Source organism: Kosakonia sacchari SP1, assembly GCF_000300455.3.
GTDB lineage: Bacteria > Pseudomonadota > Gammaproteobacteria > Enterobacterales > Enterobacteriaceae > Kosakonia > Kosakonia sacchari.
Map to the genome: position 1 here is coordinate 1684851 of NZ_CP007215.2, position 16852 is coordinate 1701702.

10 protein-coding genes are annotated in these 16852 nt (G+C 51.5%); 7 read left to right on the forward strand and 3 right to left on the reverse strand.

The features are described from left to right. The first annotated feature begins 4 nt into the window (after nucleotides 1-4). The 3 genes from C813_RS30995 (at nucleotide 5) to C813_RS31005 (ending at nucleotide 3676) form a co-directional block, all read left to right on the forward strand. Complete coding sequence (locus C813_RS30995; RefSeq protein WP_017459832.1) at nucleotides 5-1204, forward strand: glycoside hydrolase family 53 protein; 1200 nt, start codon at nucleotides 5-7, stop codon at nucleotides 1202-1204. A gap of 30 nt (nucleotides 1205-1234) precedes the next feature. Further along, nucleotides 1235-3292: a beta-galactosidase gene (locus C813_RS31000; protein WP_017459833.1), complete on the forward strand. Its 2058-nt coding sequence runs from the start codon at nucleotides 1235-1237 to the stop codon at nucleotides 3290-3292. Nucleotides 3293-3358: 66 nt separating this feature from the next. Further along, nucleotides 3359-3676 (forward strand): glucose PTS transporter subunit EIIB, encoded by a 318-nt coding sequence (locus tag C813_RS31005; protein ID WP_017459834.1) that lies wholly within the window; start codon nucleotides 3359-3361, stop codon nucleotides 3674-3676. Between the two features lie 223 nt (nucleotides 3677-3899). On the opposite strand, the gene C813_RS31010 is transcribed toward C813_RS31005, so the two are convergent. Then, nucleotides 3900-5165, reverse strand: a complete 1266-nt coding sequence (locus tag C813_RS31010) for a maltoporin (protein WP_017459835.1) — start codon at nucleotides 5163-5165, stop codon at nucleotides 3900-3902. A gap of 268 nt (nucleotides 5166-5433) precedes the next feature. Between C813_RS31010 and C813_RS31015 the strand changes: the two genes are divergently transcribed. From C813_RS31015 to C813_RS31025, 3 genes are all read left to right on the forward strand, one after another. Next, nucleotides 5434-6507: a LacI family DNA-binding transcriptional regulator gene (locus tag C813_RS31015; protein ID WP_017459836.1), complete on the forward strand. Its 1074-nt coding sequence runs from the start codon at nucleotides 5434-5436 to the stop codon at nucleotides 6505-6507. A 764-nt stretch (nucleotides 6508-7271) separates the two neighbouring features. Beyond that, entirely contained in the window at nucleotides 7272-11933 is a 4662-nt protein-coding gene (locus tag C813_RS31020) for an autotransporter outer membrane beta-barrel domain-containing protein (RefSeq protein ID WP_040016612.1), read from the forward strand. A 292-nt stretch (nucleotides 11934-12225) separates the two neighbouring features. Next, nucleotides 12226-13581 (forward strand): site-specific integrase, encoded by a 1356-nt coding sequence (locus C813_RS31025; protein WP_017459838.1) that lies wholly within the window; start codon nucleotides 12226-12228, stop codon nucleotides 13579-13581. A 91-nt stretch (nucleotides 13582-13672) separates the two neighbouring features. On the opposite strand, the gene C813_RS31030 is transcribed toward C813_RS31025, so the two are convergent. Next, on the reverse strand, nucleotides 13673-14401 hold the full coding sequence (locus C813_RS31030) for a hypothetical protein (RefSeq protein WP_017459839.1): 729 nt from the start codon (nucleotides 14399-14401) through the stop codon (nucleotides 13673-13675). 19 nt (nucleotides 14402-14420) lie between these two features. Continuing rightward, a protein-coding gene (locus tag C813_RS31035) for an IS3 family transposase (RefSeq protein WP_202969604.1) occupies nucleotides 14421-15556 on the reverse strand; the annotation gives its coding sequence in 2 pieces (ribosomal slippage) (nucleotides 14421-15310 and nucleotides 15310-15556; 1137 coding nt in all). 101 nt (nucleotides 15557-15657) lie between these two features. On the opposite strand from C813_RS31035, the gene C813_RS47505 reads away from it, so the two are divergent. Continuing rightward, a complete protein-coding gene (locus tag C813_RS47505; RefSeq protein WP_017458527.1) occupies nucleotides 15658-16629 on the forward strand; it encodes a hypothetical protein in 972 nt (323 codons plus the stop codon). Nucleotides 16630-16852: the final 223 nt, after the last annotated feature.

The following is a 16852-nucleotide window of genomic DNA, read 5'->3' on the forward strand; positions in this document are numbered from 1 at the left end:
CCACATGAAAAGATTTGCACCCGCTCTGCTTGCTGTCTGTCTTGGTAGTTTGTCCGCCAGCACCTTTGCCGCCGACGCGTTAAAGACGCGCCCTTTTAGCGGTATGCCCGCCGATTTCATCAAAGGCGCAGATATTTCAACACTGCTCGACGCCGAGAAACACGGGGCGAAGTTTTATAACGAAAATAACCAGCCGCAGGATGCGATCGCCATTCTGAAGGCCAACGGCGTCAACTATGTGCGTTTGCGTTTGTGGGTAGACCCGAAAGATGCGCAAGGCCAGGTCTACGGCGGCGGTAACAATGATTTAGCCAGCACGCTGGCGCTGGCGAAACGGGCGAAAGCGCAGGGCATGAAACTACTGCTCGATTTCCACTACAGCGATTTCTGGACCGATCCGGGCAAACAGTACAAACCAAAAGCCTGGGAAAAGATGGATTATCCGCAACTGAAAACGGCAATCCATGACTACACCCGCGACACCATCGCCCGCTTTAAGCAGGAGGGCGTGCTGCCGGATATGGTGCAAATCGGCAATGAGATCAACGGCGGTATGTTATGGCCGGAAGGCAAAAGCTGGGGGCAGGGCGGCGGCGAATTTGATCGGCTGGCGGGCTTGCTGAATTCTGCTATCGACGGCCTGAAAGAGAACCTGAAGAACGGCGAGCAGGTAAAAATCATGCTGCATCTGGCAGAGGGCACCAAGAACGATACCTTCCGCTGGTGGTTTGATGAAATCACCAAACGCAATGTGCCGTTCGATGTCATTGGCCTCTCGATGTACACCTACTGGAACGGGCCAATCAGCGCGTTACAGGCCAATATGGACGACATCAGTAAGCGCTACAACAAAGATGTGATTGTGGTGGAAGCGGCTTATGCCTACACGCTGGCGAACTGTGATAACGCGGAAAACAGCTTCCAGGCGAAAGAGGAGAAAGATGGCGGCTACCCCGGCACTGTGCAGGGGCAATATGACTATATCCACGATTTAATGCAGTCGGTCATCAATGTTCAGGGCCATCGCGGCAAAGGTATTTTTTATTGGGAGCCAACCTGGATTGCCGTTCCCGGAAATACCTGGGCCACGCAAGCGGGTATGAAATATATCAACGACCAGTGGAAAGAAGGAAATGCCCGCGAAAACCAGGCGTTATTTGATTGCCAGGGGAAAGTGCTGCCATCGGTAAAAGTCTTTAATTAATTTTGGTGTGGTAAATTTCAGGAATTCATTATGAATAAATTTGCGCCTTTAAGCCCGAAGGTCGTCTCGCTATTGCATGGCGCGGACTATAACCCGGAACAGTGGGAAAACTATCCCGATATTATTGGTAACGACATTGCCATGATGCAGCAGGCAAAATGCAATGTCATGTCTGTCGGAATATTCAGTTGGTCGAAACTCGAACCGCAGGAAGGGGTATTTAATTTCGCCTGGCTGGATGAGGTTATCGATAAATTATATGCCGCCGGTATCCATATATTTCTGGCAACGCCAAGCGGTGCGCGTCCGGCCTGGATGTCACAAAAATACCCGGAGGTGCTGCGGGTCGGGCGCGATCGCGTTCCGGCGCTGCACGGCGGGCGGCATAACCACTGCATGACGTCGCCGGTGTACCGGGAAAAAACGCTGAAAATCAATACGCTGCTGGCAGAGCGTTACGCAAACCATCCCGCGGTACTGGGCTGGCATATTTCGAATGAATATGGCGGCGAATGCCACTGCGCGCTATGTCAGGAGAAATTCCGCGGCTGGCTGAAAGCACGTTATCAGACGCTGGAAAACCTCAATCACGCCTGGTGGAGCGATTTCTGGAGCCACACCTACAGTGACTGGTCGCAGATCCAGTCACCGGCACCGCAGGGGGAAGTCTCCATTCACGGGCTGAACCTCGACTGGCGGCGTTTTAACACCGCGCAGGTCACCGATTTTTGCCGCCATGAAGTGGCCCCGCTGAAAGCCGCTAACGCACAACTGCCGGTGACCACCAATTTTATGGAGTATTTCTACGATTACGACTACTGGCAACTGGCTGAAGCAATTGATTTTATCTCCTGGGATAGCTACCCAATGTGGCACCGGGATAAAGACGAAACGGCGCTGGCCTGCTACACCGCCATGTATCACGACATGATGCGCACGCTGAAAGGCGGCAAACCCTTTGTGCTGATGGAATCCACACCGAGCGTCACCAACTGGCAGCCGACCAGCAAGCTGAAAAAGCCGGGAATGCACATTCTCTCCTCGCTGCAGGCGGTGGCGCACGGTGCCGATTCGGTGCAGTACTTCCAGTGGCGTAAAAGCCGTGGTTCGGTCGAGAAGTTCCATGGCGCGGTTATCGATCACGTCGGGCATCTGGATACGCGCGTGGGTCGTGAAGTCTGCGCGCTGGGCGACATGCTCAGCAAACTCACCCCGGTAATGGGATGCCGTACCGATGCCCGTGTGGCGATCATCTTCGATCAGCAGAACCGCTGGGCGCTGGATGACGCCGAAGGGCCGCGTAATAAAGGGCTGGAGTATGAAAAAACGATTAACGAGCACTATCGACCGTTCTGGGAAAAAGGCATTGCCGTGGATGTGATCAATGCCGATGCCGATCTCAGCCGTTATCAACTGGTGATTGCGCCGATGCTGTATATGGTGCGCGACGGTTTTGCCGAACGCGCAGAGGCGTTTGTCGCGGCGGGCGGTCATCTGGTGACCTCCTACTGGACCGGCGTGGTCAATGAGAGCGATCTCTGTTATCTCGGCGGTTTCCCTGGTCCGCTGCGCAAATTGCTTGGCATCTGGGCAGAAGAGATTGATTGCCTGGACGATAACGAGCGCAATCTGGTACAGGGACTGGCGGGGAATGAAGCCGGGTTACAGGGGCCGTATCAGGTGCGCCATCTGTGTGAGTTGATCCACACCGAGAGTGCGCAGGCGCTGGCAACTTACCGGGATGATTTCTACGTCGGTCGACCCGCCGTGACGGTCAATCATGTCGGTAAAGGTAAGGCCTGGCACGTTGCCTCACGCAACGATCTCGCCTTCCAGCGTGATTTCTTCGCCAACATTATTGATGAGCTGGCGCTGCCGCGCGCGTTGCAACACGATTTGCCGCCAGGCCTCGTTGCCACAGCGCGTACCGATGGCGAAAGCACCTTTGTCTTTATCCAGAACTTTAGCGCCCAACAGCAGGCGATAACGCTGCCTGGCGGCTATCAGGATTGTTTATCTGGTTCGTCGGTCAGCGGCGCGATGTCGCTCGCTCCCTGGGATTGCCGGGTTGTAAGCCGTAAAGCGTAAGTGAACCTTCCGCGCCTGCCCATTCGGGCAGGCGTTTTTTTATCTGCTGATTATCAGGAGACTATTATGGTGAGCCTTAAATCCTTCCTGCATTACTTCTCTGAATCGAAAAGCGCGACTGCAACGCCCATTAGCGAAGGGGAGTTACAGAAAATCCAGCGGCTGGCGCAAGCCTTTGGCGGCGCGCCGAATATTACGCATGTGGATGCCTGCTTAACCCGTTTACGCGTGACGGTAAACGATCTGGCTGTTGTCGATTCTCAGGCACTGCAAAATGAAGGGGCGTTGGGTGTAATTATTCTTGGCCAAGAAGTCCATGCTATTTTCGGTAAACAATCCGATGCGCTGCGTAAATTACTTGATGAACATTTCTCATCTCGCTAATAAATAAAAAAAGGGATACCTGCATGGGTATCCCGAAATAAAACAGTGGCAACTTTGCTCAGTTTGCGGAGATAAAGTAAATAATGATGTTACTCGTTAATACATACAACGTGGTGCATTATCTTTTTGCGACAACATAGTTTCCCGGTATTGACGTTTTGAAATAAAGCGCCACAGTAAACAAATACAGCCAACAAACAGATAACGTGGAGGGTAAAGTTTATTACCACCAGGCTTCAACCTGAACACCGAAATTCCAGGTGTTATTTTTTGTGCCATCTTCAAATGATTTCCCGTCTTCAGAATCATTTAAATAAGAAGCGAAAAGGCGTAACTCCGGACGCGACATAAATTCCGGGCCGTCCGCCAGACCGACGGCAAAAGTATATTTCTCGCCGCTCTGTTTGTAGTGAGTGCCGTTTTTATAATCATCTTTCTGGTAGAAGCCGCCGACTTCACCAATCAGGCGCACATAATTGGTGAGCTGATACTGAGCGCGGCCAACCAGCGAAACCAGACGTGTTTTGTCGGTGTATTCGGTAATGTCGTTGGCTGAACCGTATGTCAGCACGTGGTTCAGCGAGAACTTATCGGTAATCGGAATAAGACCGGTGTTAATCACACGATAGCCGCTGGCGTCATTAACGTAGTGCCACATGTCGTACCAACCGCCGCCCTGCGACACCATGTTCTGCGCCAGCCCTTTGTTGGCGTATTGCAGCACCAGCTTGTTGTAGCCGCCAAACATATCCTGGCTGATTTCACCGGTCACCATGACGCCATCATCGGCTTCATACAGGCCACCATACTGTTTCTGTTTTTTGGTCGGGTTTGGCATGGCGTAGTCGATGCCGAACTCGGTCCACGCGCCTGACCACGGTTTCCAGCCCGCGTAACGCAGGTCGATATAGTTGATGTTGACGTCGTTATCGTTATCCACGCGGTAATCGACATCGTTGGCGTCGCCACGGATCCACGCAACAGACACTGCGCCCGGGCCTAAGGTGTAGTTTTCAACACCTGCGCCGGAGCCGGAAATGTTCCAGTATTTAGTATCGATAATGTGCAGATCGTGGCGCTGGTAGTAACGTTTACCACCCCAGATCACCGCGTTGGGATCGTTAGGGATAAGCCCTTTGATTTGCAGGTTTAACTGGCGCAAACCAAATTGAGCGTCATCGCCAATGGTGGTTTCGTTGTCGTTGGAGCCGTCGGAAACCATGCTGACCATGGTGTCGAGGTAAAAGCTCACTTCGTCTTTTTTATACACTTCCGAGCCCAGTTCCACTTCCCCGTAGGTATCGGATTCGTTACCGAGGCGGCCGATCTTGTTTTTCTGCCACTCCACCTGTCCGCCATCGCCCGACACGCCTACGCCACCGCGCAGGTAACCGTGAAAGTCGATAGGCACAGATGAGGCGGCCAGGATGGATGGTGAAGTCAGCGCAGCGGCTAACGCAAGTGTGAGAGTGCGTAGCGTAGTGTTCATATCATTCCTCTTATTGTTTTGTATTACGTTCACATAAACGCTGTCATAAAATGCCTAAATGTAAAAACAGGCAAACTAACGATTGCGAATGTGTGATTAAGTGCAAATAAATCAGCGTTTTTTGTTACAGGTAGCGAATTCCTTCACAATGTTCGCTATTGTGAGCGTGATACTTATTTGGCAAAAAAGAGGCGAGGAAAAGTGTGGTGAGCGTTTTTTTAGATGGCCCCTGTTACAATCGGCGCATAACAACATAAGGAACCGGACCATGAAGTCTAAAAGTGCGACGTTAGAAGACGTTGCCCGCCATGCGGGTGTCTCCTATCAGACCGTGTCCAGGGTACTCAACAAATCTGCCAATGTATCCGAAGCCACGCGTCTCAAGGTTGAGAAATCCATAGAGTTATTGCGCTACGTACCCAACAGGCTGGCCCAACAACTGGTCGGTAAGCAGAGCCAGACTATTGGACTGGTGACCACTTCGCTGGCATTGCATGCGCCATCGCAGGTAGCGGCGGCGGTAAAACGCTATGCCAACCTTGATGGTTACCAGGTGCTGATCTCAATGATTGATGAGAACGTCAATCATGATATTCAGTCTGCGATCAACGAACTGAAATCACAGCTTGTCGATAAAGTGATTATCAACGTGCCGCTGGAGACCGAACAGGCGCAGCGCATCGCGTCTGACAACGATGATATTGTCTGCCTGTTTCTCGATGTTGACCCTTACAGTTCGGTGTTTAACGTTTCGTTTAACCCGGCGGACGGTACCCGTGCCAGCGTCAAACACCTGTACGATTTGGGACACCGGGAGATTGCTTTACTGGCCGGGCCGGAAAGTTCTGTCTCCGCGAAGCTGCGCCTGAAAAGCTGGATCGAAACCCTAAACGGCTATGGCCTGAAACCGGTGATGGTTTTTCACGGTAACTGGGACGCGCAGAGTGGTTACGCTGGTGCGCTACAGATGCTGCGCGAAACGCCAAACTTTACCGCCGTGTTGGTAGGTAACGACCAGATGGCGCTGGGCGTATTAAGCGCGTTTCATCAGCACCAGGTGGCGATCCCCGGTGAGAAATCGGTCATCGGTTATGATGACACCTACGAAAGCTCGTTCTTTTATCCGGCGCTGACCACCGTCTCGCTGGATCTCGATTTACAGGGTAAGGAAGCGGTTCGGCGGCTACTCGACAGCGGTCACGGCGATGCCACTCGCAGCTCTTCGGTACTGCCCGCACGGCTTATTGTGCGCCACTCAACAGGGGCTCTGCAGGCGCAGGACACCAACCTGCAAGAGATCGCCCAGCAGCTGCAAGCCATTGCGCACAAATTGTGGAAATGATCGCGCGTTAATGTCACCTGTCATCCGGCATCAGTGCCGGGTGACATCACCGCGCCGGTTCACTTTCCAATCCATTATTCCGCGTTTTATCCATGTATATCATTTTGGCCTTGCGCTGAGTCTGCATTTATTTTCGGATTTTTAATTTTATTAATTAACACAAAAATAACAGACAACTTGTTAATATTTCTCACTTCATTGAGCGAAATAAACGACGAGTAAAAAATGGTCTTGCCTGGTAACTGTCCAGCAGTTTGCTGTTAAGATAACTTGTGCACGAGGGTTAACGCCGACGTTTTCGGGTAAATGTAATTAAGCGTTTACTTAATCGAAAAATACCTTGTGATCTTAGCGGTAACAGTAAGCTGGATATATTTAATATTTTAAGTTCGGTGCGTTATTTTCTGTGTAATAGCGTTTTGTTTTATCTGTTCCATTAATTTATCTTCCGTGGTTGTCACGAATTGTTCAGTTGGTGTAGTGGTGCGTCTGCATTAGGTGTGGGTGTTGCCCGTATTTTACCGAAATAAATTACAGGAACGCTTATTTTAAATATAAGGGAGTTCTCTATGGAAAGGATTGTTAAACCTAATTCAGGGAAGTTAGGACGGCAATTCGCTGCACCCTCTAAACTGGATATGACGCGCTACCCCTCATCCGGTTTAAATAGCGTGCCGAATATGAAAACCACGCTTACGCGCCTTTCCTGCGCAGTAAGACTTACCTTTCCAGTGTTGTTGTTTTTTACGGGCATTCCGGGTGTTATGGCCGTAAATATTACGCAAAATACGCTTTACGATAAGCCGGTTAACGATATTACCGATGGCCTTAAGTTCGATCCGAATAGTGTCCTGGAAATTACCGCTGGAGCCGGTACCGTCAATATTACTAATGGCTCAGGTCCGTATGCAGTAGAGATGGACAGTGCTTATTTATGGTTACATGGCGGTTCGCTTAATGGCGCGGGCGATCTGCTTTTGAAGGGGCAGTCGCACATTCAGTTCGGCGGGGCGCAAATCGGTGATGCCCCCGCATTGACAAACGGTTATGGCGGCACACTCTCGTTTGGCAACCTTGTAACCAGCACCGGTGCTGGCACGTCAACGTCTATTAATATTGATGATGCGCAGTCGGTAATCGTGGCGAACAGCATCAACCTGCAGTCTGAAACAAGCCAGTACCTCCAGACCGGCGGCACGACCACGGTGGCGCATGATATGTCAATTCTGCCCAGTGGTGGCGCGGCGAGTGGCGGGTTATCGGTCAGCGGTTCCGCGATTCTCAATGTGGGCGATAATCTCACCGCCAATCTCGCAGACAGTGTCATGGGGGTGCATATTGCCGATGGCGCAATCGTCAATGTTGGCGGTGATTTTACACTCTCTAATGAGAGAACCCTTTATGATATCAATGCGACTGCGAATAATGCGCTAATTCGCAATGCGGACGTGCATGTTAAAGGCGACATGAACCTTAATGGCATGCATGCTGGCGATACGGCGTTGCAAATACATGGCGGTTCTTCCGCACACCACGTGGTTATTGATGGGAATATCAATCTCAATGCCTCGGTTGCCGGGAATAACATGAAAACGGTACTCGGTAATAACGCCTGGGTGGATGTGGAAAATAACATTGCACTTAACAGTGTATCTGGCGCAAATAACACCCTTTACATTGGTAATGTGTTAACTAATGAGAGAAATCATATTGATGCAAGTCGCATTGTTATGAGTGGGATGGGCGATAATAAAGTTATCTTTAATAACTCATACTCAACGCAATCGAATGATGATGGCTATGTTTTTAATATGCAAATATTGGGTGAGGGCAGTGTCGAATATCAGTCTGGCCATACTACGCTGGGTCTGGAGTCTGATTATAGCGGTGATACGCTAATTAGCGGCGGTTTGGTCACGATTAACCATACGAAAGCGCTGGGATCAAATACGATAACAATTAATACTGATGCTAATGACGCGACGAAGGGTCTGGAAATTGCCGGGATGGATCACTATGCCTTCACTAATAAAATGATCGGCACGGGCATGACGACGGTGTCAGGCGATGTGATCATTTTTATTAATAAAAACACGTATGCCGGAACGTGGAATATCACCGGAAAAGCAGCAGCCAGCAGGGATTTATTATTCAGTGACAATGCCTTTGGTTCGGGGACGATGAATATTGCTGCGAACGGGGAATTTACTGCGCAAACCGACGCTGCTTTCGAATTTAATAATCACCTGACCGGTACGGGCGACTTTATCGCCGATAATAACCATAACTCATTTAATTTTACCGCTAATGTCGGGCGTGATTTTTCCGGCGATGTCTATCTCAGGAATAATGATTTTCTGCTGGGTGGGGTCAATACCGCCGCGCTCACCCAGGCCATACTGCATGTTGAAAACGGCAACACCACCGTTGGCACAGGCACCCAGTCGATTGGCGGCCTGGCTTTCAACGGCGGCACCATGGTATTTGGCGATGTCGGCTCTCTGCCTTTGGTTGAGGCGCCGGGAAATGTGGATGTGTCCGGGCGGGGCACCATTCAGATCAGCAACAGCAGCAGCTTGCAACATGCGCCGCCTGATACCAGTAACCCGCTCATGCAACAGGACGAGGCAGACGTTGTACGTCAGTTGGTGGAAAGCCAGCAAGCCGTAACCGGCGCTGGTGGTAATTTGCTGCTCGTCGATGAAAATGGCCTGGCGGTTTCCGCAGAAACGGAGCACGACGTTACGCAAAATGGTCAGACCGTGGCGAAAGGGCACTACGACTATCGTCTTACCAGCGGTAACAGCGCGGATGGTATGTACATTAATTACGGGCTGACGGAACTTGAACTGCTGGGGCAAGGCAATGACGCCCTGACATTGAACGCCGAAGGCAACAGCGGTAACGCCGCCGATCTGAGCGCGAAAGTCAGCGGAAGTGGTGATTTACAAATTAATACCGACACCGCAGTTTCACTCTCCAATCGGGATAACAACTATACCGGCACGACGCGGATTGTGGCAGGTGAGTTGCAGTTAGCTAACGATCACACCCTGGGCAACACCTCGTTGGTCGACATGGCCTCTGCAACAGTGCTGGACATTCATGGCTATCAGCAAACGCTGGGCGCGGTGGAGAGCGAGCAGGGATCGCGGATTGATCTTGCCGGCGGCACTCTGACGGTGACCAAAGGCGGCGATATCGCTGGTGCGCTCACCGGCAGCGGTGCGTTGAATTTCACCAGTGGACAGATGACTATCCACGGTGACAATACCGCGCTCAGTGCGGATATCACCATAGACTCGGGGGCATCAGTTACCCTCGATAACACGCAGGGGCTGGGGACGGCGGGCATCGACACCAGCGGTTTTCTCAAATTTAACAGCACCTCCGGTCGGTTTGAAAACCCGCTCTCCAATAACGGAATTGTTGTTCTGAACGACAGTAATATCCAGTTTACCGCTGACAACTCCCATTTTGGCGGTACGGTTGAGATTCATGATGGCAGCCAGCTTACGGTTAATACGGGCGACCAACTGACTTTCGCATCGATAATCAATGACGGAACGCTTCGGCTAGTGACTGGCAGTGACTGGACCGTGCAAAACAGCGTGACTGGCTCCGGGGGGCTGGAAAAAGGCGGTTTTGGCCTCATCACGCTCTCGCAGGCTGCCGCGCTCTACACAGGAGAGACCAATATCAGAACCGGGGGCTTGCAGTTCGGTTCTCCCGAAGAGCCGTTCACGCTGGAGTCATCGCACGTCAATATCTATCAGGACGCTGCACTTATCGGCAACGGCGCGGTAGCAGGCGATGTGACTAACGCCGGTACCCTGTCTATCGGGAGCGGAACGACGAACCAGGCTGCACGCGCGGTCGGTGATGTGCTTACCATTAACGGCAACCTGAATAACAGCGGCACGGTTCAGATAGGTGCGGCAACAAGCGGCAAAGCGCCGGGTAATCAACTGGTAGTGAAAGGCGATTACCAGGGCAGCAACGGTGTGATTAATTTCAACACCGTTCTGGCGGATGACAGCGCCGCAACGGAAACGCTGCGCGTGGAAGGCGATACCAGCGGTACGACGAAGGTCAGCGTTAACAATGTTGGCGGCACTGGATTACCTACGTTAAATGGGATTCGGCTCATCCAGGTAAACGGTCACTCCGCCGGGCGATTCACTCAGCAGGGGCGAATTGTCGCGGGCGCGTATGAATATATGCTGACGCGCGGCAACGGGCAGGATCATGCGCACTGGTATTTAAGCAATCAGATGCCAGAAGACGTTCCGCCTGACCCGGAAGACCCGCCGACCGACCCGGAAGATCCCCCGGGCGAGCCGGAGCAGCCGCCGACTGAACCCGGGCAGCCGCCGTCTGAGCAGCCTGATCCTGACCCGACGCCATCCCAACCGGAACCACCGCAATCCACAACGCCGGTTAACCGCCCGGAAGGGGGAAGCTATACGGAAAATCTGGCGGCAGCCAACCGCATGTTTGCCTTCCGTTTGCAGGAGAGCGCTGGCGAAAACCAGGCCGATAACGCACCGCAGGACGATACCGCAGAAAGCGGCATGTGGATGCATCAGGCGGGAACGCGTAATCGCTCGCGCGACGGCAGCGGACAATTGAAAACCGCGTCGACTCAGTACGTAGTGATGCTGGGCGGCGACCTGGTGCACTGGCGCGACGACCGCCAGGGGCGCGGGCGCGCGGGCGTCATGGCCGGGTACGGAAACAACCGCAGCAACACGCACTCGGACATCAGCGGTTACGATGCTGACGGTCGGGTAAACGGCTACACGGCAGGCGCATACGGCGCATGGTACGCCGATGATGTGGATAAAACCGGGCTGTATGTCGGCACTTGGGTGCAATACAGCTGGTTCACGAATTCAGTCAGCGGTGAGGAACTCTCTGCCGAGACGTATCACGCCAAAGGTGTCAGTGCCTCCGTTGAAACCGCCTGGAACTGGAAAGCCGCGGAGTTTTCCGCCAGCAACGGTTCGCGGACAATCTGGCACATCCAGCCGCAGGCGCAGGCTATCTGGATGGGGGTAAAAGCCGAAGATCACCGCGAAGCAAACGGCACGCGCGTCAGCGGCCACGGGAGTAACGCGCTACAAACGCGGCTCGGGATCCGCAGTTGGTTGAACAGCTACGGCAATGAGAATAATCAACACGGGCGCACGTTACAGCCGTTTATCGAAGCCAACTGGATCCACAACACACAGCGTTTCGCCACGCGTATGGATGGTGAAACCATCAGCCAGGCGGGCGCGGAGAATGTCGGCGAAGTGAAAATCGGCATTTCCGGCAGGTTGAACCCGCAACTGAGTCTGTGGGGCAATGTCGGCCACCAATTCGGTGGCAAAAGCTACAGCAGTACGCAAGCGACGTTGGGTGTTCGTTATGAATTCAAATAGTTGCCCGTCCGCCTTACTTTGCAGGGGGACCGCGCGCGGCGCTTTTGCCGGAAGGCCGGTTTACAACACCCGGCGCGCGCATTATCCTGAGTGGCGGTGACTAAACGGTTAACCGCAACGTATTGATTTTTAAATGACTCGGGGTGCCCTTCTTTGTGAAGGCTGAGAAATACCCGTACCACCTGATCTGGATAATGCCAGCGTAGTCTGGCTGTTATCCATTGAAAATCAAAAGAAATTTCTAGCTTTAACGTCCTGTTTTGATAGTTCATTACTCAATGAGGCTTTCAGAATGGGCCACAGAACCATACGTCACACCATCACACGCAACGGGATTTATTACGTTCGTTTCCGTATGCCCGGTAATAAATATTTTCGCAAGTCGCTGGATACAGATAGCCACAGCCACGCGCAACTCTTGATGTCATTTGCATCTCCAGCCATTCCCTTAGTCAAACGTGGAACCATTCACCCGGATCAGTTTGGTCAACGTCTTTCAGATTTCAGCAACCGCTTAAAGCAACAGAGTGAACACTGGCTGGTTCAACAATTCCTCAATAATGAGCAGAGCAATATTCAGCCGATGGTTGCTCAGGAATACCGGGAGACTGTTACACCTTCAGAAGATGAGGAAGAACAAACTGAAGCACAGTCAAAGGGTGTGTTAACACTGGCTGGCGCGTGGAGTATGTACAAAAAGGAGAAGGCTCAGAACTGGACGAAGGCAATTTCACAGGCCAATGAGCGCTTTATGGAAGTCCTGTTCATTGTCCTTGGCGCATCAACCGATGTAACGACCATCACAAAACAAGATATCAAGCAGGTGATGGAAGTTGTTGAAAACTTGCCTAAGCGTATTGTTCAGCCCTACCGCTCGATGACCGTTCAGCAATTGATCGAGTGTGATGATGTGCCGCCTGAGGATTTGGTTGGCGCTGAGTCTATCCACAAGCATTTGAAAATTTACAAATCGCTCTTCAAAACCTTCCTGACTGACAATAAAGATATTCTGGAGAAGTCTCCGACTGATGGAGTAGTCGCCGCACCCTCGAAAGCTAGATTTGGTGCATATAGCGCAGCAGAAATGAGAAAGTTTGTGGGGTGGGCGCTCAAGCAGCCTGACGGGTGGCAGAAGTGGATCACCTTGTTGTTGGCATACACTGGAGCCAGAAGAGGGGAGATCGCCAAGCTAGAGAAATCACACATCAAATTTGATGAAGACAGCCAGAGGTACTATCTCCTGATCGCAGAAGGAGGACAGGGGAAAACCGAGAACGCTACAAGGCAGGTTGCGATCCACCCCAAACTGATCGAGTGGGGGTTCCTCGATTTTGTAAACCGACAATGGAAAGAGAAGATTTTCTCGCCTGTGTCAGGTAAGAACATGCCAAAAATCGGCAAGGTCTTGGCTGATGTCCGTGATCAGCTTGGTATTCCGTACCTTGACGATTATGGGCAGCGGCGGCTAGTTCACAGTTTCCGGCATACCATGATTTCAACCTGTTTAGCTGGCTGGGTTGGTAACTTGGCGCACTTGCAACAGGTGGTGGGGCATGAGAAAAGCGGTTCAGGGATAACTCGGCGATACCTTCATACGTTTCCATTATCCACAGTTTGTTATGTGATTGATGGGTTGGATTGGGAATAGCCTATTTTTTGATAAAAAAAGTACGAGGAAAATTTCTCTTAGTGACTTTTTGAGCATCATTCGCCCCATCACGGGGCGAAATCAATGTTATCTATTCACTAGTAGCTTGGCTTTGCTTTTTTATCGTTCTGGTTTTCAGCATTTCAATCTGGCCTGCTTCTGTTAATGACCAGAAATTGTTCATGCTCCCATTGATGGTTTTTAAATATTCAATTTTTATCAAGCCATACGCCCTAAGTTGCACACCTATAGTTTTTAGGTCTTGAGAAAACACTTTTGCTGATGTCCCTCCTTTGCCTGCAACCTTTTGAGCGCTTTTGGCAATTGTGGATGATACGCTTGATTCAGAATAATATTGTGTGAGATAGGGAGATATTGAATGAAAAATATCCTTCCATTTCATGCTCACAGGCCAGTGTTTTGTGCCTCCTGAATCATACCCACTTCGAGAAAAAGTGGACTCACAGGTAAATTTGAAATCATCATCAAACTCAGCAAGATCAAGTTCAAGAGTTTGGTCTAGATTATTTGTGGCCTTTGCAAGTTCGCTTTTTAACCATTCATTCTGTTTTTGTAAATCAACGATAGCACGTAAATCAGTTTCAGAAGACGTTCGATTGGCTCTCACCCATCCGATTGCTGGATAAGTTTTGATCGTTTTACTCATGCTTAAGGCGACCAACCCTGGTAAATCTTTAGCTGTAGCCCATGTTTTCCTGAGACGATTGGCTGAGGCCTTCTCTATAAAAGCGGCCAGCTTCTCTCTAAGTTCAGAATCTTTTTCAGATTTGGCTAAAGGTAGACTGGACTGACCCCACAACAGTAGACATTTCCTGTCCTCACGACGAGGCCTGTTCAAAGGCCTCCGGACTGACGCCGCCGAGATGGCTGTGGCGCCGGGCCCGGTTGTAGAACACTTCAATGTAATCGAAGATATCGGCCCGGGCCAGATCCCGGGTTTTATAGATGCGCTTTCTGATCCGTTCTTTTTTCAGCGAACTGAAGAACGACTCCGCTACCGCATTATCCCAGCAGTTGCCACGCCGGCTCATGCTCGGGGCCAGGTTATTGGCCCGGCAGAAGCGCTGCCAGTCGTCGCTGCCGTACTGGCTGCCCTGATCGCTGTGTACGATAACCTCGCCGTCCGGTTTTCGTCGCCACACGGCCATCATGAGCGCATCCAGCGCCAGTTCGCGTGAGAGAGTGGGTTTCATCGACCAGCCCACCACGTTACGGGCGAAGAGATCGATAACCACCGCCAGATATAACCAGCCCTGCCAGGTGCGGATATAGGTAATGTCGGTTACCCAGACCTGATTGGCCCGGACAACGGTAAACTGCCGCTGCACACGATTAGGCGCAACCACTGAAGGTCTGCCGGCGATACGACGCGGAGCTTTATAGCCGCGCACGGCTTTAATCCGGTTCAGTTGCATAATACGGCCCACCCGATTTTTACCGCAGATTTCCCCGATTTCGTTCAGGTCGCCATGAACCCGGCGGTAACCGTATACGCCTCCGCTCAGTGAATAGGAGTCACGGATAAGCGTCAGCAGACGCTGGTTATCTTTATCCCGCGCGGAGACCGGGTTATGCAGCCACGCATAAAACCCGGCCCGGGCAACGCACAACACCCGACACATCGTCATGACACCCCATACAGTGCGGTGCTCATTGATAAAGCGGTACTTCAGTCGGGCTCCCTTGCAAAGTACCGCGCGGCCTTTTTCAGTATGTCCCGTTCTTCCTCAGTGCGCTTCAGTTGGGCCCTGAGCTTCAGGATCTCGCTTTTCGCTTCCAGTAAATCACGGGCATGCTGCTCGCTGTTATCGGGTTTAATAGCCCGTAACCACTTATAGAGACTGTGTGCTGAAACGCCCAGCCGGTCAGAAACTTCGGCGACGGAATAACCGCGTTCCGTTATCTGACGGACGGCTTCTTCCTTAAATTCAGGTGTAAATCGTGGTGTGCCCATACGCTCCTCCTATGCTCAAACTATAGGGCAGGATCGTCTACCGGGGCGGGGTCAGTCCACGTGCAGCGTGGCAGCGTCTACAGACCTCGGTCCAGAATGCAATGAACATATTCTTCACTTCGGGTTTCGGTAACTCATTGACCACCATGTTTAACTCTATTTCTGCCGCTATCGATGGATCCGGTGATACGCTGGAATTCTTCGGACATATCGCGGGGCAGATTGTAGAGGGTGCAACTGATGCATTCTTAGAGCTTCACGATACCGTTGTTTTGGTTGCCCGGATCATTGAGTTTTACGCCAGCAAGATGGGTATCTCTGGTGAGCAGCTTAAAGCCTTTGGTGAAATGGCAGCTTACGCCGCAGGGGTGGCTCTGTTCGCTGGCTCTATCTGGAAGTTGGGCGGGGCCTTTAAATGGTTGTTGACCATGCTCAACCCGCTTACAAAGCTGTTGGGGGTCATGAAAGGGATCGCCGCTATTGGTGGCATTGAAGCTGCTACGACTGGCGGATCTGGTGGGGAAGGGCCGGACGGCAAGGGCAAAGATAAACCGACCAAAACAGGCCGTGGGCCAAAAGTCGGCAAGTTTGGCAAGTTTGCAGCACTGGGGGGCGGTGCAGTGGGCTGGGCCACTGCGATCGGTTCGGTAGGTGGGGATTATGCCTGGGATAAAGTCATGGACGCTAACGACGCCATGTATGGGCAGGACACCACAGCCGGAGGCAATCTGAAGAAAGATAGCCCGCTGGGTAAAATGTGGGATTTCATCCATAGCCCAGACCTCCCAACCAACCCAGACTTTGCCAAACCAGCGGACAAAACCGATGGCTGGGTAAGTTCTTACTCCAATCCGGGTTATGTTCCGCCTACACCAACGATTACGCCTCCACAACTTAAAGTTGATACGGTAGGCAATCCGCTAATGACGCCACCAGCGTGGCTCCAGCAACCTTTGAATGTTAACGTGAACGTCCAAGTTCGGGAGGGTAAAATTAAAGATCTCGTTAAATCTGAGGTGGAGAATAATCAACAATTTGCATTCAATATGCTGATGCAAGGGGGCCAGAACTAAGGCCCATACAAGAAAGGCTCCCCTGGTGGGAGCCTTTTTATTGCCTGTAAATACCCTCTAACAAATCGTTTTAAATGCGCGGTATGTGCCAAAGAAACCGGGGTAATTGAGGTTGCAAACTAAACAATCGTGCATAGATGGGACTCCCTCAGTATCTTTATGTATTTGATTTATTTGTGATTAAATTATAATTACAAAGTCGTGGTGTGTAACATTTTACTGG

What these genes read in the sequence shown, in the direction of transcription:
- C813_RS31005 (WP_017459834.1), top strand. Translation starts at nt 3,359, where the DNA reads ATGGTGAGCCTTAAATCCTTCCTGCATTACTTCTCTGAATCGAAAAGC.
- C813_RS31000 (WP_017459833.1), top strand. Translation starts at nt 1,235, where the DNA reads ATGAATAAATTTGCGCCTTTAAGCCCGAAGGTCGTCTCGCTATTGCAT.
- C813_RS31020 (WP_040016612.1), top strand. Translation starts at nt 7,272, where the DNA reads ATGGCCGTAAATATTACGCAAAATACGCTTTACGATAAGCCGGTTAAC.
- C813_RS47505 (WP_017458527.1), top strand. Translation starts at nt 15,658, where the DNA reads ATGAACATATTCTTCACTTCGGGTTTCGGTAACTCATTGACCACCATG.
- C813_RS31010 (WP_017459835.1), bottom strand. Translation starts at nt 5,165, where the DNA reads ATGAACACTACGCTACGCACTCTCACACTTGCGTTAGCCGCTGCGCTG.
- C813_RS30995 (WP_017459832.1), top strand. Translation starts at nt 5, where the DNA reads ATGAAAAGATTTGCACCCGCTCTGCTTGCTGTCTGTCTTGGTAGTTTG.
- C813_RS31015 (WP_017459836.1), top strand. Translation starts at nt 5,434, where the DNA reads ATGAAGTCTAAAAGTGCGACGTTAGAAGACGTTGCCCGCCATGCGGGT.
- C813_RS31025 (WP_017459838.1), top strand. Translation starts at nt 12,226, where the DNA reads ATGGGCCACAGAACCATACGTCACACCATCACACGCAACGGGATTTAT.